The sequence below is a fragment of the Kitasatospora sp. NPDC001225 genome, from assembly GCF_053597855.1.
Map to the genome: position 1 here is coordinate 1 of NZ_JBSFJC010000047.1, position 21,645 is coordinate 21,645.

The following is a 21,645-nucleotide window of genomic DNA, read 5'->3' on the forward strand; positions in this document are numbered from 1 at the left end:
CATTGTTGCGCTTTTCTTTTCTTTGTTTTTTTTGTGACTATTTTTTTGTTCTTTTTTCCCAAACTTTGGGGGTTGTTCGTTGGCGGGCCGCCGAACGGCGGCCCGCCTGGGTGCGGATCAGTCCTCGGTGAGCGCGTCCATGCCCGCGACCACCCGGCCCAGCAGGTCCAGGAAGGTGGCGCGCTCCTCGGTGGAGAGCCCCCCGACCAGCGCCTGCATCCGGGCGAAGTGCTCGGGCGCCAGCTCCCGCAGCCGGTCGGCGCCCCGCGCGGTGAGGATCACCACGTTGCCGCGGCCGTCCTCGGTGGACGGCCGGCGGGCCACCAGGCCCTCCCGCTCCAGGCCGTCGACCAGGCCGGTCACCGTCGCCCGGGAGACGCCGAGACTCGCCGCGAGCTGGGAGGGCGACTTCTCGCCGCCGTGGTCCTCCAGGTCCGCCAGCAGTCGGTAGCGGCCGGTGGAGAGGCCGAAGCGGCCGAAGTGCACCTCGCCGGCCTGGTTGATCCGGGCGCCCGCCGCCATCAGCCGGGTCGCGACCAGAATCGCCTGCGGATCGGCCGAGAGGCCGTAGCGGGCGATCTGGCGGCGCGCCTGGTCGAGGCTGGGGGCGGTGGGACCGCCCGCGGAGTACTGGGCCACGAGAAGTAATATGGCGCCTAACCTGATTTCGCGTCAAGCGGGGCCATGGGTTTGTGCCTAGGCGGCACGCGGAGCGATCCGCGGCGGCGTCCAGTCGGCGTGCCGCAGGACGGTCCGGACCATCGCGCCGGGCGGGGTGAGCCGGATCGCGGCGTTGCGCAGGCCGACCGCCAGGGGGTGGGCCAGCTGCTGGCCCATCCGGCCGGCCCGGCGGGCGTCCCGGGCCACGGTCTGGCTGCGCGGACGGCGGGCCGCGTCGTACCGGGCGAGCGCGCCCTCGACCGTCCGGGCCTCGGCGAGCGCCGCCGCCAGGGTCACCGCGTCCTCCAGGGCCTGGCAGGCGCCCTGGCCGAGATGGGGCGTCATGGCGTGCGCCGCGTCGCCGAGCAGTGCGACCCGCCCCGAGACGTAGGAGGGCAGCGGGGTGGTCAGCTCGTTGATGTCGTGGTGCAGCACGGCCTCCGGCCGGGTCGTGGCCAGCAGCGAGGGGATCGGCTCGTGCCAGGGCGCGAAGCGGCGGCGGACCTCGGCCAGCGGGTCCCGGTAGCGGACCCCGGCCGGGGCGTTCAGGACCGCGTGCCACTCGGCGGTGCCGTCCGGGAAGGCGATGTGGCCGAACTCGGCGCCGTGTCCCCAGGTGATCTCGAAGTCGGCCCTCAGTCCGTCGACCGGGCGCTCGGTGATCGCCCGGAGCACCGTCGAGCCGCTGTAGACCGGCCCGGGGTGGTCGGGGAAGAGGCGGCGCCGGAGCCGGCTGTTGATGCCGTCGGCCGCGACCAGGAGGTCGGCCTCCAGGAAGTCGGCCTTCGGGCGGTCGGCGTGCTGGCGGTCGGCGTGCCGGGGGTCGGCCTGCCGGGGGTTGGCCTGCTGGGGGTCGGTCGCCGGGGTGGTGCCGCCGAACCCGGCCCGGACCCGGAACGGCCGGGTGGTGTCCAGCTCGGTCACCTCGGCGCCGACGATCAGGGACTCGGCGGGCAGCGCCTCGCGCAGGATGCGGTGCAGAGCAGCGCGGGGGATCCCGACGATCGGGGCGCCCAGCTCGCGTTCCAGTGCCGCACCGTCCATCGCGGCGAGCCGGCGGCCATCCGGCGTCCGGGTGCCGCCGGTGTACTGGCGGCGGGCGGCAGCCTCGACCGCCTCGCCGACCCCCAGGGCGGCGAGCGCGCGCATCCCGTTGGCGGCCAGCGAGATGCCGGCGCCCGCATCGTCCAGGACGGCCGCCCGCTCGACCACGGTCACATCCCACCCCGCCAGTCGGAGCCCGATCGCGGCCGCCAGTCCGCCGATGCCGCCCCCGACCACCACCGCGCTGCTGCTGCTCATGCCCGGTCCTTCCCGTGTTGCCGCGCCGCTTTCTACATCTGTAGAAGGAGCGTACTACGGGGCTGTCGGCAGGTGGACGGGGGTGGGGGCGGGTCCGACGGGGTCCGCCGGGGCGGTTCGGGGTGGTGGGGTGGCGGTCGGCGGTCGGCTCGGACCGAGGTGGTGCGCGCCGGGTGCCGCGGCCCCGGTAGAAAGGAGGGATGCGGCGACACGAGGGCCAGAAACGGGACGATGCGGGGCGGCCGGACCGCCGGACGGTGTTGGCGGACGCCGCGATCGGGGTGCTGGCCGACCTCGGGGTGCGCGGACTGACCCACCGGGCGGTCGACGCGGCGGCCGGGCTGCCGGTCGGAACCACCTCGGCCTACCTGCGGACCAGGCAGGCCCTGCTCACCGCGCTGGTGCGGCGGCTGGTGGAGCTGGACCAGGGCGAGCTGCACGCCATGGGGGAGCGGGTGCCGGTCCGTTCGTCGGAGGAACTGGCCGACGGCATCGCCGAGTTGATGCGGCAACGACTGTCCGGCGACGGGCGGCGGCGCTCGCTGGCCCGGTACGCCTGCGCGGTGGAGAGTGTGCGCGATCCCGAGCTGCGCGAGATCCTCGTCCCGCGGGAGAACGCCGGGCGCGCCGCCGTCCGCGCGTTCCTCGCCGACCAGGGCGTGACCGACCCCGACGGGCGGACCGCCACACTGCTGGCCTGCGTCGACGGTCTGGTCTTCGAGCACCTGGTGGGCGGCGGCGAGCCCGGTGTCGACGCGATCCAGGGACTGGTGGCGGCCGCCCTGCGGGGAGCGGCCGCGAGTTGAGGCGTGCCGCTACGCGCCGGCGCGAGCCGGGCCGCGCCGGCGAGGAGCGGCAGGCCTGGGACCATCTCCCCTCCACGGGCCGCCGAGCACCGGCGGGGAGCGCCGTGCCCTCGATGCCGATCGCGCAATAGCGGGAGCCCCTGGGTGTTCGGCCGCGCGGGAAATCCGCGCCCTTGTCGGCTGCGCAGACCCCCCGCCGGACGCCGCCCGCCCCCACCGAACCCGGACGGCCGACGGTCGATCGGCAACGCGGGATGACGAAATCTCAGGTCAATCAACCGTCAAGTTGGTTCATTCACAGAATATTTCGCGATGTGTCACATGACGGGTGGATGATTTACGCCGCTCCCAGGTCTTCCCACGGAGATCTCCGACTGACAGGCTGGGGCCGCCCTTTCAGTACGGAGGAGGTTCCTTGTCCCGCATATCCACGCTGGCCGGAGCGGTCACCTGCGCTCTCGCACTTGTCACCGGCACCGCCGCCGCCGCTTCGGCAGCGCCTATTGACCAGACCCCGAGCCTGGCCGAGGCGAAGGTCGATCCCGTCGCCTGGACGCCGTGCAACCCCGACCCGACCAAGCCGGACCCCGGCATCTACGACTGTGCCGTCTACCCCGTGCCGCTGGACTACGACAAGCCGTCGGGCGAGAAGGTCGGCATCGCGATGATGCGGCGGCGGGCGAGCGACCCGTCGAAGCGGATCGGCTCGCTGTTCCTCAACCCGGGCGGCCCGGGCGGCAGTGGCTACCTGTGGGCGACGACCGCCCGCTTCGGCACCGAGGTGCAGTCGAAGTTCGACCTGGTCGGCTTCGACCCGCGCGGCGTGGCCCGGAGCAACCCGCTCAAGTGCTTCAAGACCCAGGAGGACGCCGACGCGGTCACCAACCGCATGGTCGGCGTGCCGGTCACCAAGGCCGAGATCAACGAGACGCTGGACGCGGACCAGGACTACACCGACGCGTGCAGCAAGAACGCCGGCCCGCTGATCGAGCACATGTCGACCATCAACGTGGTGCGCGACCTCGACCGGATGCGCCGCGCCGTCGGTGACGCCCAGCTCACCTTCGCCGGGTTCTCCTACGGCACCCTGATCGGTTCGACGTACGCCAACATGTACCCGAACAAGGTCCGCGCGATCATCGTCGACGGCAACGTCGACCCGAACCTGCGCCTGCACAACGGCCTGGAGTACGACCGCCAGCGGGCGAACGGCTTCGAGCTGGCCCTGGACGAGTTCCTCAAGCGCTGCCAGACCGCCGGCGCCCCGCGCTGCGCCTTCGGCGAGGGCGACACCCGGGCCAAGTTCGACCAGCTCCGCGACCACCTGCGGACCAGCCCGATCACGCTGCCGAACGGCTCCAAGGTGACGCTGAGCAGCTTCACCGGCGAGGTGGCCAGCGCCCTGTACTCGCAGGCCAAGCTGGCCCCGCTGGCCAAGTCCCTCCAGGCGACCTACCAGGTGTTCCAGAAGCCGGCCGCGGCCGCCCTGCTGGCCCCGCAGGCGAACGTCTCGGACGAGGACGCCAACCTGCTCTCGGTGGACGTCCCGCGGACGGCGCTGCGGGAGGCCCCGGTCGACTCCGAGTACACCGCGGACGACTCCTACATGGCTGTCAACTGCCAGGACAAGCCGTACCCCTCCAACGACCGGGTGTTCGCGAACGCGGCCAAGGCCTGGGAGAAGGAGATGCCGACCTTCGGCCGCTACCAGGCCTTCGACGCGCCCGCGTGCGCGAGCTGGCCGGCCCCGGCCCGGGACGCCGAGCGCTTCTCCGGCCCGTGGAACAAGAAGACCTCCAACACCGTGATGGTCATCGGCAACCTCTACGACCCGGCCACCCAGTACAAGTTCGCCCAGCGGATGCAGCAGGAGCTGGGCAACGCGGTGCTGGTCAGCGTCGACTCGATCGAGCACTGCGCGGTCGGCCGCAGCCAGGCGCTGAACAAGATGGTCACCCGCTACCTGGTCGACGGCACCGCGCCGGCGGCCGGCCAGCTGCTGAAGCCGGACGCGGAGATCTTCCCGGCGGTCTGACGGAACGGCCCCCGGTGATCCGGGGGAGGGTTTGACGGTCGTGGTGGTCGGCGGTGCAGCCGGCCACCACGACCGTGTTTTCCGGGCGAGTTCCCGGAGGGCCGGGAGGGCCCGGAGAACACGGAGAACGCGGAGACGGATCGTCATCGAACCTCCCGTGGAGCGGATTCCTGCGATTCGTCGGCGACCATAGCCCATGCCACTGACAATGGGATTCCGGCGTCAAGGTGACGGTCAAGACCAGGCTGGACCAGCAGGAATGACGTACTGTCACACTTTCCATTAACCGATTCCCGTGGCCGGATATCCGTGTTAGCGTGCGGGCCGCCGGCTTCTCTCGGACTCGGGAAAGTGGGGACGGAACATGCGGTACGAATTCTCCCGGCGGGGATTCCTGGGCGGTGCCGGCGCGGCGGCCGCCGGGATCACCGCCGCTTCCACGGGCGCGGCGGCGGCCGAGGGCGCGCGCCGGGAGCTGCCGAAGGGGCGGTCGGTGCTCCCCGGTGACCCCCGCTACCAGACCCTCGCCCAGGGCTTCAACCAGCGGTGGAGCAGCAGTCCCGCCTACATCCGGCTGGTGGGCGACGAGGCCGACGCGGTCGCCGAGGTGAACCGCGCGCTGGACGCCGGGCTACGGCCGACGGTCCGCGGCGGCGGGCACTGCTACGAGGGTTTCGTCGACAACGACCAGGGCGTCATCCTCGACCTCGGCACGATGCGCGGCGTCGCCGCCTCGACCGACAAGTTCGGCCGGCCCACCTACGGCGTCGACGGCGGCGCGACCAACTGGGACGTCTACACCACGCTGTTCCGCGAGTACGCCGTCACCCTGCCCGCCGGGTCCTGCTACTCGGTCGGCGCGGGTGGGCACGTCTGCGGCGGCGGGTACGGCCTGCTCTCCCGGCGGCACGGGCTCACCGTCGACCACCTCGTCCAGGTCGACGTGGTCACCGTCCGGGGCGGCCGGGCGGTGGTGACGAAGGCGCACCGCGAGGACGCGCCGGGCTCGCCCGAGCAGGACCTCTTCTGGGCCCACACCGGCGGCGGGGGCGGGAACTTCGGGGTGGTGCTGCGCTACCACTTCGCGTCGGACGTGCCCCAGCCGCCGCCCCGGGTCTGGCTGAGCAGCGTGGCCTGGCCCTGGGCCGAACTGCTCCGGCGGCCGGCCGACTTCGAGACCCTGGTGGCCAACTTCGGCGCCTTCATGGCCGAGCACAGCGGCCCGCGGGAGGCGGTGTACCAGGGGCTGTTCGCCATCCTCAAGCTCACCCACCACTCCAACGGGAACGTCGTCCTGTTCAGCCAGTGGGACGGAGCGGACCCGGCCCCGCTCGACGCCTTCGTGGCCGCCGTCGAACAGGGGATGACGACGCGCCCGGTGGTGCAGACCCGCTCGGCCGGCGGGCTGTTCCTGCCCTACCCGGACAAGCGGCGCCGGATGCCCTGGTTCCAGGCGACCATGACGCTCAACCCCTCGGGAGACAACGAGCGGGGCAAGCACAAGTCGGCCTACCACCGGGAGCCGTTCGCCCCGGCGCAGATCGCCGCCTTCTGGGACTGGCTGACGCGGGACGTCGAGGGGGTGGACCTCTCGAACACGGTGGTCCAGATCGACTCCTACGGCTGCCGGATCAACGCCCGCCGCCCCGAGGAGACGGCCGTCCCGCAGCGCGACTCGATCATGAAGCTGCAGTACCAGACGCACTGGACGGACCCGGCCGAGGACGAGAAGCACCTCGCCTACCTGAGCGGGCTGTACCGCGACGTCTACCGGGAGACGGGCGGTGTCCCGGAGGTCGACACCGCGACGGACGGCGCCTACGTCAACTACCCGGACATCGACCTGGGCACCGCCGACGAGCCCGACCCGGACTACCCGCGCCTCTACTACAAGGGCAACTACCCACGGCTGCAACGCACCAAGGCCTACTGGGACGGGGAGGAGGTGTTCCACCACGCCCAATCGATCATCCCGGCCGGGCCCTGAGTCCGAGCGCCGGCGCCCCACGGGGGCGGGGAGGCACCCCGCATCCCCACTCCCGTAGAGCAGTCCGGTCACGCGCACCCGTAGCGCACACCGGGATCAGCCCTGGGGCTCGGGCCCGTTCCGCTAGGCGGCCTGCTCCGCCTCCTCCTCGACGATCCGTCCGTCCCGGACCTCGATCACCCGGTCGGCGAGACCCATCAGCGTCGGGTCGTGGGTGGCGACCAGCACGGTGACGCCCTCGCTGCGCACCACCGCGCGCAGCAGCTCCATGATCGAGCGGCCGGTCTCGGAGTCCAGCTGACCGGTCGGCTCGTCGGCGATGATCAGGCTGGGCTGGTTGGCCAGCGCACGGGCGATGGCGACGCGCTGCTGCTGGCCGCCGGAGAGCTCGCCGGGGCGCTGGTTGGCGTGGTCGGCGAGGCCGACCAGGGCGAGGAGAGTGTGGGCGCGCTCTTCGCGCTCGGCGGCCGGGGCCTTGCGCAGCCGCAGGGGCACGCCGACGTTCTCGGCGGCGGTGAGCATCGGGATCAGCCCGAAGGACTGGAAGACGAAGCCGATCCGCTCCCGCCGCAGGGCGAGCCGGCCATCCTCGTCCAGCGAGGCGAGGTCGATGCCGTCCAGCGCGATGCTGCCGCCGGTCGGTGCGTCCAGGCCGCCGACCAGGTTCAGCAGGGTGGTCTTGCCGGAGCCGGACCGGCCCTTGAGCGCGGTGAGTTCACCGCGGCCGACGGTGAACGAGACGCCGCGCAGGGCGTGCACGGTCCGCTCACCGGTGCCGAAGCTCCGGCGCAGGTCGGTGACGGCCACCATCGGCTGGGTGGTGGTGTCGGCGGTGGCGGCCTGAGGCTGCGTCATGCGGCGTCCCCCTGTGGGCGTGGCGGCCCGGTTCCATCCGGGTCCCGTCCGGTTCTACGGATATGAGTGCTCCGGCGGTTCACGTTCCCGGGCGGGAATCCGAGAAGTCGGTGTCCCGGGCCAAAGGAGTGCGCCGAAGCCGGATTTGTGAGGTGTTCATGGCATTTCAAGTAGGGCATCCCCGGCCGGGATGCTACCAATGAAAGGAATTTGCTCACTGCTTACTTGATTCGCGCAAGTCCCTTCCGTTCCTGGATCGAATCTGACAGCATCGTCCGCTATCCGGCGACCGATAGCCGGTGATCAATGCGCCGGTGTGCCCGCGGTGTGTCCATCTGTGACCGATCTGCACGCGGATCGGCACTCGGATCGGACCGACGAGCGGGGCCCGGGGATGCAACCGGGGACGTAAGTCCGGGGGAGGAACCTGATGCTCGGCTTCGTCGTGCGCCGACTGCGCGGACGAGTGCCGCTGGCTGCCGCCGTCCTGCTCGCGGTGCTGATCACCACATCCGTGCTGACCGCCTTGGTCGCCTTCAACAGCAGTGTCGGCGAGGCCGGCCTGCGACAGGCGCTCCAAGGGCCCGGTCACGCACGGACCACGGTGACGGTGACCGGCGAGCACGGGCTCGACCAGCGGACGAAGGACGAGGAGGCGCTCGCCTCCTACCGGCAGAAGCTCTTCGGCGACCTGCCCGTGCACACCGACAGCGTGATGCGCAGCCGCTCCTACAGCCTGCCCGGCTCCGGGGGCGCGGCGAACGGCAGTGCGGCGAACGGCAGTCCGGCCAACGGCACCGCGGCCAACGGCAGCCCGGCGACCGGCAGCCCGGCGAGCGGCACCGGCGCAGCCGGCGCCTCCGCCGGCCAGGCCCCCGGCGCCCAGCTCGACCTGACGGTCCTCGCCGACCTCGACCGCGGCCGGGTCCAACTGATGGCCGGCGCCTGGCCGGGCGCCGCCACCGGGCCGGCCCAGTCCGCCGCCCCGGAGGCCGCCGTCCCGCAGAGCCTGCTGCGACGGCTCGGTCTGACCCAGCAGGCCCTGCCCGCCGAGGTCCGGCTGGTCGACCGGAACGACAGCAAGCCGCTGACCGTCCGGATCACCGGCGTCTACCGGGCCACCGACCCGGCCGCCCCGTACTGGCGGATCGACCCGGTCGGCGGTCACGAGATCGAGGTCGCCGGCTTCACCACCTTCGGCCCGATGATGGTCGACCAGAGCGCCTTCACCACGGCCGGCCTGGTCCAGAGCAGCCGCGGCTGGTCGCTGGACGCCGACTTCTCCGGCGTCGACCGGGCCGCCGCGCAGGCCGTCGGCGACCGCGCCCAGCGCCTCTCCGATGAGCTGCGGACCTCCGGTTCGCTCGCCGCGAAGACCGAACTGCCCGACACCATGCGCGAGTTGTCCGACAGCATGGTGGTCGCCCGGTCCACCCTGCTGATCGGCGCCCTCCAGCTGGCGGTGCTCGCCGCGGCGGCCCTGCTGCTGGTCGTGCACCTGATCGCCGCGCGGCAGGAGTCCGAGAACGAGATGCTCGCCGCGCGCGGCGCCTCGGCCGTCCGGCTCGGCTCCTTCACCGCGCTGGAGTCGCTGCTGCTGGCCCTGCCCGCGGCGGTGTTCGCGCCGCTGCTGACCCCGTTCCTGGTCCGCGCGCTGGCCGGCCTCGGCAGCGCCCACCAGGTCTCCCTGGACACCGGCATCAGCTGGTCGCTCTGGCCGGTGGCCGTGGTCTGCGCGTTCGCCTGCATCCTGCTGGCCACCGTGCCGAGCGTGGTGCGCGGCGTCGGTGCCGCCCTGCGCCGCCGGGCCGGCCGCCGCCAGGCGGTGGTCTCCGGCGTCGCCCGCAACGGCGGCGACATCGCCGTGCTCGCCCTGGCCGCGCTCGCCTACCAGCAGCTCGACCAGTACGGCGGCGGGCTGTCCCCCGACTCCACCGGCCGGCTGGACGTGGACCTGCTGCTGGTCGCCACCCCGACCCTCGCCCTGTGCGCCGGCACCCTGGTGGTGCTGCGGCTGCTGCCGGTCGTCGCCCGGCTCGGCGCCCGCGCGGCGGCCCGGGGCAGCGGCCTCGGCCCCGCCATGGTCGGCTGGCAGCTGGCCCGCCGGCCCGGCCGCGCCACCGGCCCCGTCCTGCTCCTCGTCATGGCCGTGGCCACCGGCGTCCTGGCGCTCGGTCAGCACGCCACCTGGACCGCCTCCCAGCGCGACCAGGCGGCCTTCGCCACGGCCGGCGGCCTGCGCATCTCCGGCTCGCACAACGCGCCGATGGGTCAGGGCGGCCGCTACGGCAGCCTGCCCGGCGGCGACCGGCTGGTCGCGGTGGTGCGCGACGAGCAGCCGCTGCAGGGCGGCTCCGGCCAGCTGATGGCCGTGGACGCCGCCGCCTTCGCCGAACGCGTCCCGGTCCGCTCCGACCTGCTCGACGGCCGCACCGGCGCGGAGGTCTTCGGCTCGCTCGCCTCCCCCGCCCCCACCGGCATCCCGCTGCCCGGCAGCCCGCTGCGGATCGACGCGGACATCGCGGTGAGCCAGCAGGAGCCGAAGAACTCGCGGTTCACCAGCGTCCCGATCCAGCCCGAGGTCCGGTTGCTGCTGCGCGACCGCTTCGGCCTGGTCCACAAGGTCCCGTTCGGCGAGCTCCCGATGAACGGCCAGGTCCACTCCTCGATCCGGCTCGGCGCGCTGGTCGACGCCCCGGTGGGCTCGGTCGCCGCCCCGCTGACCGTGGTCGGCGCGAACGTCGCCTTCGGCGACCGCAGCGAGGGCGAGGTCACCCTGCGGAACCTGGCCGTCTCGGACACCGCCGACGGACCGTCCACCGCCGTCCCGGTGCCGTCCGGTGCCGGCTGGACCATCAAGCCGCCGGAGTCCCGCAACGGCGCGGGCGGCTCGCCGGTGGCCGCGCTCGCCTCCGAAGCGGCCGCCGCCGACAGCCTGTTCACGGTCCGCTACCACCCCGCGGGCGGCATCGGAGACCCGATCCGCGCGGTGCTGAGCCCGACCGGGGCGCCCCTGCCGGCCGCCGTCAACGGCGTCGCCACCCACGACTACCTGAAGTCCGTCGGAGCCTCCGTCGGCGACACCCTCCAGGTGCCGTTCAGCGGGGTCGTCGTCCCGGTCAAGGTGACCGGCGCGGTCGAGGCCCTCCCGGTGGCCGGCCAGCGGGCGCTGCTGCTGGACCTCGGCTCGGTCGCCCGGATGCTGTCCGTCCAGGACCGCAACCTGCCCTCCCGTACCGAGTGGTGGCTGCCCGCCACGGGGCCGGGCGACCGCATCCCGGCCGAGGCCGCCGCCGCCCTGCGCGGCGCGCCCGGCAGCCAGGACCTCGCGCTCTACGAGGAGGTCTCCGAGGGCCTCCTCGGCGACCCGGTCGGCGCCGCCCCGCAGAGCGCGCTGATGGCCATCGCGATCGTCACCGCCGTGCTCGCCGCGATCGGCTTCGCCGCCGCGGTGGCCGGTTCGGCGCACGAGCGCTCCCGGGACTCCGCGCTGCTGCTCGCCCTGGGCGCCCCGCGCAAGCAGGTCACCCGGACCGTCGCCGCCGAGAACGCGGTGCTGGTCGGCCTGGGCGGGATCGTCGGCCTCGCCCTCGGAGCCCTGCTCGTCCGGCTGATCGTGCCCTTCGTGGTGCTGACCCCGGCGGCCCGCCGCCCGGTGCCGGAGGCCCTGGTCGAGCTGCCGTTCGGTCAGGCGCTGCTGTTCGCGGGGGCGATCGCCGTCGTCCCGCTGCTGTCGGCCTTCCTGATCGGCCGCCGGCGTCGAGACGTGGCCGCGCGGCTGCGCCACGTGGAGGAGATGTGACCACCAAGGCCGGCACCACGGTGCCCACCCCCGCGCCGCCGTCGGCGCCCGAACCGGCGCGGGCCCACCGGCCCGCGCCCTGGGTCCGCACCCGGCTGCGCGCGATGCCACTGGCCGCGCTGCTCACGGCGGCCCTCGCGCTCGTCACCGTCTTCCTGGCGGCGGCCTTCCCGCGCATCGCGGACCGGAACGCGGACAGCGCGCTCCAGGAGTTCACGCGCGGCCTGGGCACCAACGTCACCAACCTGGAGGTCACCTCCGGGCTGGCCCCCGGCGACGACGGCGCCGCCCTCGAAGCCCTGCAGCGGAAGTTCGACGCGCAGATCGGACGGCAGCTGCCGCTGAGCGCGTCCGCCCAGGTCCACGGCACCCGGATCAAGACCGAGCGGAAGATGTTCAACCCGGGGTTCACCCGGCTCTCCGACCGGGCCATCCCGGGGCTCGGCCTGTTCTACCTGCACGGCCTCGCCGACCGGGCGACGCTGACCGCGGGCACCTGGCCGGGCCCCGCCCCGGTCGACGGCCCGCTGCCGATCGCGCTGAGCCAGCAGGCCGCCGAGGCCATCAACATCAAGGTCGGCGACGTCATCGAGAGCGGCACCGACGGACCGGTCGCGCTGCGCACCACCGTGACCGGCCTCTACCGGGTCAACGACCCCCAGGACCCGTTCTGGGAGGGACTCGGCTGCCCGTCCAGGGCCTGCCTGGGCGTCAAGGGCGAGGACGCGTGGTACTGGACCAGCGGCTTCGTCGACGGCGGCAGCCTGACCGCGCTGGCCCGCTGGGGTTCGAGCGGCCAGAACTTCTGGCGGCTGCCCGTGGACCCCGGCTCGCTGCGCGCCGACGAGCTCGACCACACCCGCGAGGTCCTCGGCTCGTACACGGCCGGCCCCGGCATGACCGCCCTGATCGACGCCACCCTCCGGGCCGACCTGCACGCCACCTCGCTGATGCCGGACGTCCTCGCCCGGGCCACCGCCCGCTACCAGGCCGCGGCCCCGCTCGGCGCCATCGGGCCGGCCGGTGTCGCCGGCGTCGCGGTCGTGGTGCTCTGCCTGGCCGCGGCGCTCAGCACGGACCGGCGCACGGCCGAGATCCGGCTGCTCCAGGCCCGCGGCGGCTCGCGCACGGGGGTACTGCTGCGGCTGCTCGGGGAGGGCGCGGTGACCGTGCTGCCCGCCGCCGTGCTCGGCACGGCCCTCGCGCTGGTGCTGCTGCCCACCCCGCGCTGGGGTACCCCGGTGCTGCTGGCGCTCGCCGTGACCCTGCTCGCGATCCTGGTCTTCCCAGTCCGGGCCGCGCTGCTCTGGGCGCGCCCGCGGGCGGCCGGCGGCTGGCGCCGGATGGTCGGCGAACTCGCCGTGCTGGCCGTCACCGCCGCGGCCGTGGCCGAGGTCCGACGTCGCGGCGTCGGCCACCCCGGTAGCGGCGTCGACCCGCTGCTGGTGGCCGCCCCGCTGCTGCTCGCCGTCTCCGGCGGCCTGCTGCTGGCGAGGATCGAGCCGGTCGTGGTCGGCTGGCTGGCCGCACTCGCCGGCCGCGGCCGCGGACTGGTCGGCTTCCTCGGCCTGGTCAGGGCCGCCCGCGACAACTCAGGCCGGCGGCGGCCCTCCGCGCTGCCGCTGCTCGCCCTGCTGATCGCCGTCACCGCCACCGGCTTCGGGGCCACCGTGCTCGACACGGTGGACCACTCCCGGGCGCGTGCCGCCCGGCTCTCCACCGGCGGCGACGTGTCCGTCTCCGTCCCGCTCTACGCCAACCTGCCGGAGGCCTTCACCAAGGCGGCCGGCGAACTGCCCGGCGTCCGGGCGGCGACCGGCGCGTGGATCGAGGAGCGGGCCACCTTCGTCGGCGCCGACCGGGAGACCGCCGAGGCCGTCCTGGTGGTGGTCGAGCCCGAGGCCTACGCGGAGATCTCCCGCACCGTCGGGGTCGGCGGGTACGACCCGGCCAAGCTGACCGCCGCCCCGGGCGGCAAGGACGGCCCGGTCCCCGCGCTGTTCAGCCGGGACCTGGCCGCGCACCTGGACTCGGGCGCACCGCAGGTGCGCACGCCCTCCGGCAGCCAGATGGCCACCAGCGTCGCGGGGATCGTCACCGCCACGCCCGCCTTCCCGGACCCCGGCAAGCCCTTCGTCGTGGTGCCGGCCGGCCCCGCCGCGGAGCACCTGCCGGAGCTCAAGCGGTCGAACCGGGTGAACAAGTGGTTCGCCGTCGGCGACGTCGACCCGGACCGGGTCCGCGCCCTGCTGAGGGAGCGCGCCATCGGCAGCGGCGAACTCCTGGGGCGCGTCGCCAAGCTGATCGACGCGGAGGCCACGGCGGCCGGGAAGACCACCGCCGGCCTGCCCCCCGGCTACGTGGTGCACAGCAGCCGCGAGAAGATCGCCGAGCTGGCCGGCGACCCGGTGCAGCACGCCGCCGGGCGGCTGTTCTGGTACTCGGGCTTCGCCGCCGCCGGCTTCGCCCTGCTGGCCGTGCTGCTGACGCTGCTGCGGGCCGCGCCGGACCGTACGGCGGTGCTCGCCCGGCTGCGCACCATGGGCCTGCGGCCCCGGCAGGGCCTGGTGCTGATCATCGCCGAGGCGCTGCCGCAGACCCTGGCGGCGGCCGTCGGCGGCGGGCTGGTCGCGCTGGCCGCGGTCGCCCTGCTCGGGGGCGCCTTCGACCTCTCGGCGCTGGTCGGTGCCACCGTCGGCGAGACCCTGGCCCCGGCGGTGCTGCCGGTGCTGCTGCCCACCGCCGGTCTGGCCCTGGTGGTCGGCCTCGGCGTGGTGCTGGAGACCCTGGTCGCCGGCCGGCGCCAGATCGCCACCGAACTGCGAGCGGGGGAACGGCAATGAGGCCGGCACGGATAGCGGCGGACCCGCCGGGAGCGGCGGGCGGGGGCGGTGCACGGGCCGTGACAGCGGCCCGGTCCGCCGGGACAGTGGAGAGCGGTGCGATGAAGCAGACAGTCGAGACAGGAGACCACCGGTGAAGAGCACTCCCCAGGAGCGGACGGTCACCGAGGCCCCCAGCCTCCAGGAGCTCCAGCAGCGGGCCCTCGCCGCCGCCTCGCCCAAGGCGTACGGCGAGGGAGCGGCCATCGTCTGCGACCGGCTGGTCCGGATCTTCAGCGCGGAGGGGGTCGAGGTCCAGGCGCTCCAGGGCCTGGAGCTGACCATCCGCCAGGGCGACCTGGTCGCCCTGGTCGGCGCCTCGGGCAGCGGCAAGTCCACGCTGCTCACCATCCTCGCCGGGCTGGACGTGCCGACCGCCGGCACCGCCACCGTGGCCGGCTGCGACCTGCTGGAGATGTCGGTCAAGGAGCGGCTGCGCTACCGGCGCGAGGTGGTCGGCTTCATCTGGCAGCAGACCGCCCGCAACCTGCTGCCCTTCCTCACCGCCGCCGAGAACATCGCCCTGCCGATGCAGCTGCGCGGCCGTCGTTCGGGCGCCGGCGGGGCCCGGCAGCAGGCGGCCCGGGTGGCGGAGCTGATGGAGGCGCTGGAGATCGGCGAGCTCGCCCACCGCAAGCCCAACGAGCTCTCCGGCGGCCAGCAGCAGCGGGTGGCGATCGCGGTGGCGATGGCCAACAACCCGCCGGTGCTGCTCGCCGACGAGCCCACCGGCGAGCTGGACTCGGAGACCGCCGGGATCATCTTCGAGTCCTTCCGCACCGTCAACCGCGAACTGGGCGCCACCGTCGTGATCGTCACCCACGACCCGATGGTCGCGGGCGAGGTCCGTCGCACGGTCGCGATCCGGGACGGGCGGACCGCCAGCGAGGTGCTGCGCCGCACCGTGACGGACGAGCACGGCGAGGAGTCGGTGAACGAGCGCGAGTACGTGATGCTGGACCGCAGCGGCCGGGTGCAGCTGCCGGTCAAGTTCCTGGAGTCGCTCGGCATGGAGCACCGGGTGGCGGTCGATCTCGCCGCCGACCACATCGAGGTCCGGCCGGACGACATCGCCGGGCACTGACCGGCGGTGGGCGGCGCGGCGTCAGCTGTCGCCGCCCATCCGCTGGAAGAGGCCGCTGCCCTCGGCGTCCGCCCGGAGGTCGGGCGGCGCCTCCTCCGCGGCGCGCTCGCCGCGCGAGGTGGCGGTGCAGAGGGCGAAGACGATCAGGGCACTGGCCGCCACGGCGAGGATGCCCAGTGCGGTCAGGACGCGTAGCCAGGTCAAGGGAGTGCCTCCTGGGGGGACGGTGCGGCCCACAGCGACGTGCACGGCGCTGCCGGGGATGTATCGGCAGGTCGGGCCGCACGATCGAGTGCCCACGGACGGTTCTTCCCGCCGGGTGGCGCACGAGAGGTCGCCCGCGTAGGCGCTCGATGCACTCGTCGGGCGCGTCACACCCCGTCGCGCGCCCCCGCGGTGGCGGCCGCCCGTCCGCTCCCGGCGTCCACCTGGGCCCGCAGGGCGGCGAGGTCCGGCTTCCCGAGGCCGTTCAGCGGGATCGCGGGCAGCAGCAGGAGTGAGTCCGGGGCGCACCGGCCGAGGCCGTGCGCCCGGGCCCAGCGGTGCAGCTGCCCGGCCGTCAGTCGCGAGCCGGGGACGAGGGCGACGGCGGCGTGCACCCGCTCCAGGCGGTCCGGGTCGGTGGTCGTGAACATCACCGCCTCGCGGACCTCCGGGTGGGTGCGCAGTGGCTCCTCGATCTCGCGGGGGAACACATTGTGCCCCTCGACGACCGCCATCGGGTCCCGCCGCCCGGCCACCGTCAGATAGCCGGCCGCGTCCAGGCTGCCCAGGTCGCCGGTGTGCAGCCAGCCGTCCCGGAGCACCTGCCCGGTCAGCTCCGGGTCGCGCCAGTAGCCGGCCATCGCGGTCGGCGTCCGGACGCAGATCTCCCCGGTCCGGTCCGGCGGCAGCTCGGTGCCGTCCTCGTCCAGGACGCGCAGCCCGGTGTCCGGGTACGGGCGGCCCGCAGTGGTCAGCAGCCGCGGTGCCAGGTGCTCGTCCGGGCCCAGCCGGGAGACTGGCCCGCACTCCGTCAGGCTGTAGGTCTGGTGCAGCACCCGGCCCAGCCGGCGGGTCGCCTCGGCGAGCCGCCGCGGCGAGGGCGCGCAGCCGGTGTAGCCGACCCGGCGCAGGCTGCCGGTGTCGGTCGTCGGCAGCAGCGGGTGGTCCAGCAGCCGGTACAGCAGGTGCGGCGGCAGGTACATCCGGGACACCCGGTGCCGCTCGACCGCCGCCAGCACGGCCCCGGCGTCGAACCCGTCCTGCATCACCACCGTGCCCCCCGCCGCCAGCGCCAGGTCCGCCGTGGTGCCGCCGCCGTGGCAGAGCGGGGTGCACAGCAGGAAGACCGAGCCGGCCAGCAGCGGCGGGCGCGGCGGACGGGCGAAGCGGCGCAGCACCCCCTTCGGGCGCCCGGTCGTGCCGCCGGTGAACCGCACCGCCATCACGTCCTCGGGCCGGTAGCGGGGCGCCAGCGGGGCGGGGGAGCGGGCCGCGGCGAGGTCCAGCAGGTCCGTGCCGAGCCCGAGCGGCGACGGGCCCAGCGAGAGCAGGACGGCCGAGGGCACGGCCCGCGCGACCCCGTCGGCCGCCGCCGCGCACCGGACCGGGTCGAAGACCAGCGCGGACGTCCCGGCGAACTCCGCCAGCGCCACCTGCTCGGCGACCGGCCCGTCCGGGAACGGCATCGCCACCCGGCAGCCCAGCAGGTTCGCGGCCAGCCGCACCAGCAGCGCCTCCGGCCGGTTCCCGGCCAGCACCGTCACCCCGTCCCCGCGCCCGAGCCCGGCCCGCTCCAGCGCGCGGGCGGCGCGGTGCACCAGGTCCAGGCAGCGCTGCCCGGTCCACTCCTCGTCCCCGTACCGGAGCGCCACCCGGGCGGGATCGCGGGCGAGCCCGTCCAGCACCAGCGCGGTGTACGTCGGAGCCGCCTCCGCCATGGCCCGTCCTCCTGTCTGACGGCTCGTCAGCCTAGTGGACGGCGGGCCCACGGGTGCACTGCGGTCGCCGGGGGCCCAGGAGCCCCGACGGGTGCGGGTGGGCGCCGACGGACCGGTGCGGGCCTGCGGGGTCCCCTCGGCCCCCGGCCGGAGGGCGCCCCCGCTTCCTCTCCGCGAGGCGCGCACGCTCGACGCCGAGGCCCGGTCCGGCCGGATCCGCCGAGCGGCCGGCCGGGCGTTGTTGTTAGGGTTCCCGGTCGGACGTGAACGGGGGCTCGGACTGGTGGGCGGCGGGGTGGATGCGGTCGTGGCGCCGCGCGGCGTGGTCGATCTGCGGGGCGAGGCCGGGGCGGGGTTCGTCACCGCCTACCCGGCCGACGCCGTCGTGGTGGTGTCCGGGCTGCCGGGGGCCGGGAAGAGCACGCTGCTGCGGCGCTGGTCCGGGGCGGCGGTCCGGGCCGTGGACCCGCGGACGGTGCACGAGGCCTGCGAGGCCGTGATGCCCGCCGCCCTGCCGTACGCGGTGTACCGGCCGTGGGCCCGGCTGGAGCACTTCCGGCTGCTGCGCTCCTCGGTGCGCGGTGGCGGCCCGCTGCTGGTGCACGACTGCGGCAGCCGCGCCTGGATGCGGCGCTGGCTCGCCCGGGAGGCGGCCCGCCGGGGCCGCGAACTGCACCTGGTGCTGCTGGACGTCGGCGCCGTCACCGCGCTGGACGGCCAGCGGGCCCGCGGCCGGCACGCCTCCGGCCGGGTCTTCGCCCGCCACCGCCGCGGCCTGGAGCGGCTGTTGGCCGCCTTCACCCGGCACGTGCGCACCGGCGGCCCGATGCCGACCCCGGAGGCCTCGTCCGTCCTGCTGCTGGACGCGGCCTCCCGCTCCCGCGCCGAGACGGTCCGCTTCGGCGCGGCGGGCTGAGCCGGGCCGGCGGCCGCCGTCACCGACGGGCCCGGCGCTCGGCCTCGGCGTGCCACCAGCCGGGCGGGGAAGATCCGTTGACGACCGCGGACGCCTGCTCGGGGTGCAGCCCGATCGTCCGCAGGGCGTCGGAGTGGACCCGGACCTCGAGCCAGCCGTGCCAACGGCCGTCCGGTCCGACCCCGCAGAGCAGGTCACTGCGCACCGCTTCCGCGGCGATGGGCATCCAGTCGATGCCCCGGTCGCGCAGTCAAGCGCGGAGGGCGGCCGGAGGGGCACCGGCGAGAACCGGCCTGCCGGAGGGTCATGATCGTCACTTCGCCCCCGCGGCGGGGCCCGGCACTGCCAGACTGGGGCCTGCAGAGTCCGTCACGGAGAGAGGTCGCACCCCGCATGTCCAGCAGCGCCGTCGTCGAGAATCCGTGGTTCCGCAGATTCAACCCGTCCGACTCCGCGCCCGCCCGGATCGTGATCTTCCCGCACGCCGGCGGCTCGGCCAGCTACTACCTGGAGTACGCCAACGCGCTGGCGCCGCACGCCGATGTGCTCGCCGTCCAGTACCCGGGCCGGCAGAACCGCATCGGCGAGCCGACGATCGGCTCGGTGACCGGCCTCGCCGAGCAACTCGCCCGGGAGCTGCGGGAGTGGGCGGACCGGCCGCTCACCTTCTTCGGGCACAGCATGGGCGCGGCCGTCGCCTTCGAGACGGTCCGCTGCTTCGAGCGCGACGGCGTACGGGGACCGGACCGGCTGGTCGTCTCGGCCGGCCGTGCGCCCTCGCTGCCCCGGACGACCAGGGTCCACCAGCTGCCGGACGACGAACTGCTCGCCGAGATCTCCGCGCTCGGGGGCACGGACGACCGGATCTTCGCCGTGCCCGGCCTGCGCGAGCTGGTCCTGCCGAGCCTGCGGGCCGACTACATGGCCGTCGAGACCTACTGCAGCACCCCGGACGCGACCGTGTCGCTGCCGATCACCGCCCTGGCGGGGGAGTCCGACGCGCACGCCACCGTCGACCAGGTCGGCCAGTGGGAGCGGCACACCACCGGCCCCTTCGACCTGCGGGTCTTCCAGGGCGGGCACTTCTACCTGGCCGACCGGACCCACGACGTGGTGGAGGTGCTCACCGCGCACCTGCGCGGCTGAGCCGGCCCGGGGCACCCCGGGCGGCCGGGGCGGCGGCGCGGTCCGCACGCCGCCGCCTCCTTCGAACGGATGCGCCCGCCACCGGTGACCGCAGCGCGCCCGCTCGACTACTGTGCCTGCTTGACGGACCGTCAACAGACCACCAGGAGGCAGCGTGCGCCGGATCGCCGTCGTCGGAGCGGGCCAGGCCGGCCTCCAACTCGCGCTCGGGCTGGTGGCGGACGGGTACCGGGTGACGCTGGTCGCCGAGCGCACCCCGGAGCAGCTGCGCGGCGGCCGGGTGCTGTCCACCCAGGCGATGTTCGGCCCCGCCCTGCGGATCGAGGCGGCGGCCGGGCTGGACCTCTGGGCGGAGCGGGCGCCGGCCGTCTCCTCGGTGGAGGCGGTGCTGGCGGCGCCCCCCGGCGTGCGGGCGCTGGAGTACACCATGACGCTGGACGAGCCCGCCCAGTCGGTGGACCAGCGGCTCAAACTGGCCGGCTGGCTGGAACTGCTGGCCGAGCGCGGCGGCGTGGTCGAGTACCGCACGCTGGACCGCGGCGGGCTGCACGAGCTGGCCCGTCGGCACGAGCTGACCGTGGTCGCGGCCGGACGCGGCGCCCTGTCCGGGATCTTCGAGCGCGACGCCGGCCGCTCGCCGTTCGACGGGCCGCAGCGGGCGCTGTCCTGCCTGTACGCGCACGGCGTCGGCTCGCCGGACCCGGCTGCCGGGCCGAGGGCCCGGATGAACGCCCTGCCCGGCCTCGGCGAGCTGTACCTGCAGCCGGCGCTCACCCTCTCCGGCCCCTGCGACATCCTGCTCTGGGAGGCGCTGCCCGGCGGCCCGCTGGACGCGTTCGGCGACGCCCCGCCGTCGGACGTCCAACTGGCCCGGATCCGCGAGCTGTTGGGCGAGTACCTGCCCTGGGAGGCGGAACTCTGGACGGAGGCCGAGCCGACCGACGCCGGGGCCGGGCTGTTCGGCGCGGTCACCCCGGTGGTCCGCCGCCCGGTGGCGGAGCTCGGCTCGGGCGTGGACGCCGTCCACGTGCTGGGCCTCGGCGACGCCGTGGTGGTGACCGACCCGATCGCCGGGCAGGGCGCCAACAACGCCGCCCGGGCCGCCGAGGCCTACCGCCGGGCCGTCGTGGAGCACGGCGACGCCCCCTACACGGCCGACTGGATGTGCCGCACCGCCGAGCGGTTCTGGCAGCAACAGGCCCGCCACAGCGTCGAGTTCACCGCCGCGATGCTGACCGTGCCGGACCACCTCCAGGGGGTGTTCGCGGCCGCCGCCGAACACCCGGAGGTCGGCCGCCGGCTCGCCAACACCTACGCCGAAGCGCGCGACTACGCCGCCTGGCTGGCCACCCCCGAGCTGACCGCCGCCTACCTGGCCTCGGTGGGCAACTCCTCAGCGGGGAGCCAGGTTCGGCTCGGCGACGAGGACGGGTCCGGCGGCTCCTGTCGGTAGGAACCGCCGGACCCGGGGGCCTAACGACAGCACGACCGGACACCGGCCTTCCGGGCCCGAGGCGGGCGGGCGCGGGTGCGGCCGGCTCAGCGTGGTCCGGTGCCCGTGGCGCGCAGTCTGTCGAGGGTGTGGTCCAGGTTGGCCTGGGTCGCCGCGACGGCGGCGTCCGGGTCACCCGCGGCGATCGCCTCGACCAGGGTGCGGTGCGCATGGGTGATGCCCTCCGCTTCGACGCCGTCGTGGAGCCGGTTGTCGGCCACCACGTGGCCGGCCGCTTCGCGCAGCGCGTCGACGAAGGAGTCGAAGAGGCGGATGAGCACCGGGTTGTGCGCCGCCCGGACGACCTGGCGGTGCAGTTCCAGGTCGGTCTCGACGAGCTCGGCCGGGTCCGCGGCCGCGTCGCGGGCGGCCAGCGCCGCCCGGAGCGCGGCGACGTCCGCCTCGGTGCGCCGCTGTGCGGCCAGCCGGCCCGCCTCCACCTCCAGCGCCGCCCGGACCTCGTACACGTCGAAGACCTCCGAGCGCCGCAGCTCCCGGTCGAACTCCGAGACCGGGGCGGCGGCGGCCACGTATGTGCCCGAGCCCTGACGGGCGCGCAGCTGGCCGTCGGCGATCAGCACCCGGACGGCCTCGCGCGAGGTGGTCCGGCCGACTCCGAGGAGTCGGCTCAGCTCCACCTCACCGGGCAGTTTGCTGCCGACCGGCCACTCGCCCGTGCCGATCAGTCGGCGCAGCTCGGCCGTGGCTTCCTCCACCAGTGAGCGATGGCGTACCGGGCGAACAGTCATGAGGACG

General features: G+C 74.7%; 16 protein-coding genes. 9 read left to right on the top strand and 7 right to left on the bottom strand.

The window, feature by feature from the left end; genetic code table 11:
- Positions 1–117: 117 nt before the first annotated feature.
- Both ACWDCZ_RS18285 and ACWDCZ_RS18290 read right to left on the bottom strand, forming a co-directional pair.
- The gene (locus ACWDCZ_RS18285) at positions 118–639 is read right to left on the bottom strand and encodes a MarR family winged helix-turn-helix transcriptional regulator (protein WP_449816385.1); all 522 of its coding nucleotides are present in this window, start codon (positions 637–639) and stop codon (positions 118–120) included.
- A gap of 57 nt (positions 640–696) precedes the next feature.
- Positions 697–1,962, bottom strand: a complete 1,266-nt coding sequence (locus ACWDCZ_RS18290; RefSeq protein ID WP_449816386.1) for an FAD-dependent monooxygenase — start codon at positions 1,960–1,962, stop codon at positions 697–699.
- A 200-nt stretch (positions 1,963–2,162) separates the two neighbouring features.
- On the opposite strand from ACWDCZ_RS18290, the gene ACWDCZ_RS18295 reads away from it, so the two are divergent.
- The 3 genes from ACWDCZ_RS18295 to ACWDCZ_RS18305 all read left to right on the top strand — a co-directional run bounded on the left by ACWDCZ_RS18295 (position 2,163) and on the right by ACWDCZ_RS18305 (position 6,790).
- Positions 2,163–2,768 carry a TetR/AcrR family transcriptional regulator gene (locus ACWDCZ_RS18295; protein ID WP_449816387.1) on the top strand — a complete coding sequence of 202 codons (606 nt, stop codon included), beginning with the start codon at positions 2,163–2,165 and terminating at the stop codon, positions 2,766–2,768.
- 415 nt (positions 2,769–3,183) lie between these two features.
- Positions 3,184–4,803 (top strand): alpha/beta hydrolase, encoded by a 1,620-nt coding sequence (locus ACWDCZ_RS18300; RefSeq protein WP_198959396.1) that lies wholly within the window; start codon positions 3,184–3,186, stop codon positions 4,801–4,803.
- A gap of 364 nt (positions 4,804–5,167) precedes the next feature.
- Complete coding sequence (locus ACWDCZ_RS18305; protein WP_449816388.1) at positions 5,168–6,790, top strand: FAD-dependent oxidoreductase; 1,623 nt, start codon at positions 5,168–5,170, stop codon at positions 6,788–6,790.
- 123 nt (positions 6,791–6,913) lie between these two features.
- Here the strand turns inward: ACWDCZ_RS18305 and ACWDCZ_RS18310 are convergent, their stop codons facing one another.
- Complete coding sequence (locus ACWDCZ_RS18310) at positions 6,914–7,645, bottom strand: ABC transporter ATP-binding protein (protein ID WP_049656422.1); 732 nt, start codon at positions 7,643–7,645, stop codon at positions 6,914–6,916.
- Between the two features lie 430 nt (positions 7,646–8,075).
- Between ACWDCZ_RS18310 and ACWDCZ_RS18315 the strand changes: the two genes are divergently transcribed.
- The 3 genes from ACWDCZ_RS18315 (at position 8,076) to ACWDCZ_RS18325 (ending at position 15,413) form a co-directional block, all read left to right on the top strand.
- On the top strand, positions 8,076–11,447 hold the full coding sequence (locus ACWDCZ_RS18315; protein WP_449816389.1) for an ABC transporter permease: 3,372 nt from the start codon (positions 8,076–8,078) through the stop codon (positions 11,445–11,447).
- A complete protein-coding gene (locus ACWDCZ_RS18320) occupies positions 11,444–14,290 on the top strand; it encodes a hypothetical protein (protein ID WP_449816390.1) in 2,847 nt (948 codons plus the stop codon). Before ACWDCZ_RS18315 ends, ACWDCZ_RS18320 begins: the two co-directional genes overlap by 4 nt.
- Positions 14,291–14,423: 133 nt before the next feature.
- A complete protein-coding gene (locus ACWDCZ_RS18325) occupies positions 14,424–15,413 on the top strand; it encodes an ABC transporter ATP-binding protein (RefSeq protein WP_049658967.1) in 990 nt (329 codons plus the stop codon).
- A 21-nt stretch (positions 15,414–15,434) separates the two neighbouring features.
- Here ACWDCZ_RS18325 and ACWDCZ_RS18330 read toward each other — a convergent pair whose 3' ends face one another.
- Both ACWDCZ_RS18330 and ACWDCZ_RS18335 read right to left on the bottom strand, forming a co-directional pair.
- Positions 15,435–15,617 carry a hypothetical protein gene (locus tag ACWDCZ_RS18330; RefSeq protein WP_049658969.1) on the bottom strand — a complete coding sequence of 61 codons (183 nt, stop codon included), beginning with the start codon at positions 15,615–15,617 and terminating at the stop codon, positions 15,435–15,437.
- Between the two features lie 167 nt (positions 15,618–15,784).
- On the bottom strand, positions 15,785–17,335 hold the full coding sequence (locus ACWDCZ_RS18335) for an AMP-binding protein (RefSeq protein ID WP_449816391.1): 1,551 nt from the start codon (positions 17,333–17,335) through the stop codon (positions 15,785–15,787).
- Positions 17,336–17,630: 295 nt separating this feature from the next.
- Here ACWDCZ_RS18335 and ACWDCZ_RS18340 point away from each other — a divergent pair, with 295 nt between their 5' ends.
- A complete protein-coding gene (locus ACWDCZ_RS18340) occupies positions 17,631–18,251 on the top strand; it encodes an AAA family ATPase (protein WP_449816392.1) in 621 nt (206 codons plus the stop codon).
- Positions 18,252–18,270: 19 nt separating this feature from the next.
- On the opposite strand, the gene ACWDCZ_RS18345 is transcribed toward ACWDCZ_RS18340, so the two are convergent.
- Positions 18,271–18,477 carry a hypothetical protein gene (locus tag ACWDCZ_RS18345; RefSeq protein ID WP_449816393.1) on the bottom strand — a complete coding sequence of 69 codons (207 nt, stop codon included), beginning with the start codon at positions 18,475–18,477 and terminating at the stop codon, positions 18,271–18,273.
- Positions 18,478–18,644: 167 nt separating this feature from the next.
- Here ACWDCZ_RS18345 and ACWDCZ_RS18350 point away from each other — a divergent pair, with 167 nt between their 5' ends.
- Complete coding sequence (locus ACWDCZ_RS18350; protein WP_049657441.1) at positions 18,645–19,397, top strand: thioesterase II family protein; 753 nt, start codon at positions 18,645–18,647, stop codon at positions 19,395–19,397.
- Between the two features lie 154 nt (positions 19,398–19,551).
- The gene (locus ACWDCZ_RS18355) at positions 19,552–20,850 is read left to right on the top strand and encodes a styrene monooxygenase/indole monooxygenase family protein (protein ID WP_449816394.1); all 1,299 of its coding nucleotides are present in this window, start codon (positions 19,552–19,554) and stop codon (positions 20,848–20,850) included.
- Positions 20,851–20,936: 86 nt separating this feature from the next.
- Here the strand turns inward: ACWDCZ_RS18355 and ACWDCZ_RS18360 are convergent, their stop codons facing one another.
- A complete protein-coding gene (locus ACWDCZ_RS18360; RefSeq protein WP_049657443.1) occupies positions 20,937–21,638 on the bottom strand; it encodes a FadR/GntR family transcriptional regulator in 702 nt (233 codons plus the stop codon).
- Between the last annotated feature and the right edge of the window lie 7 nt (positions 21,639–21,645).

Excerpts from the sequence above, each read along its gene's own strand:
- ACWDCZ_RS18315 (WP_449816389.1), top strand. The coding sequence starts at position 8,076 with ATGCTCGGCTTCGTCGTGCGCCGACTGCGCGGACGAGTGCCGCTGGCT.
- ACWDCZ_RS18335 (WP_449816391.1), bottom strand. The coding sequence starts at position 17,335 with ATGGCGGAGGCGGCTCCGACGTACACCGCGCTGGTGCTGGACGGGCTC.
- ACWDCZ_RS18350 (WP_049657441.1), top strand. The coding sequence starts at position 18,645 with ATGTCCAGCAGCGCCGTCGTCGAGAATCCGTGGTTCCGCAGATTCAAC.
- ACWDCZ_RS18360 (WP_049657443.1), bottom strand. The coding sequence starts at position 21,638 with ATGACTGTTCGCCCGGTACGCCATCGCTCACTGGTGGAGGAAGCCACG.
- ACWDCZ_RS18310 (WP_049656422.1), bottom strand. The coding sequence starts at position 7,645 with ATGACGCAGCCTCAGGCCGCCACCGCCGACACCACCACCCAGCCGATG.
- ACWDCZ_RS18345 (WP_449816393.1), bottom strand. The coding sequence starts at position 18,477 with ATGCCCATCGCCGCGGAAGCGGTGCGCAGTGACCTGCTCTGCGGGGTC.
- ACWDCZ_RS18295 (WP_449816387.1), top strand. The coding sequence starts at position 2,163 with ATGCGGCGACACGAGGGCCAGAAACGGGACGATGCGGGGCGGCCGGAC.
- ACWDCZ_RS18305 (WP_449816388.1), top strand. The coding sequence starts at position 5,168 with ATGCGGTACGAATTCTCCCGGCGGGGATTCCTGGGCGGTGCCGGCGCG.
- ACWDCZ_RS18290 (WP_449816386.1), bottom strand. The coding sequence starts at position 1,962 with ATGAGCAGCAGCAGCGCGGTGGTGGTCGGGGGCGGCATCGGCGGACTG.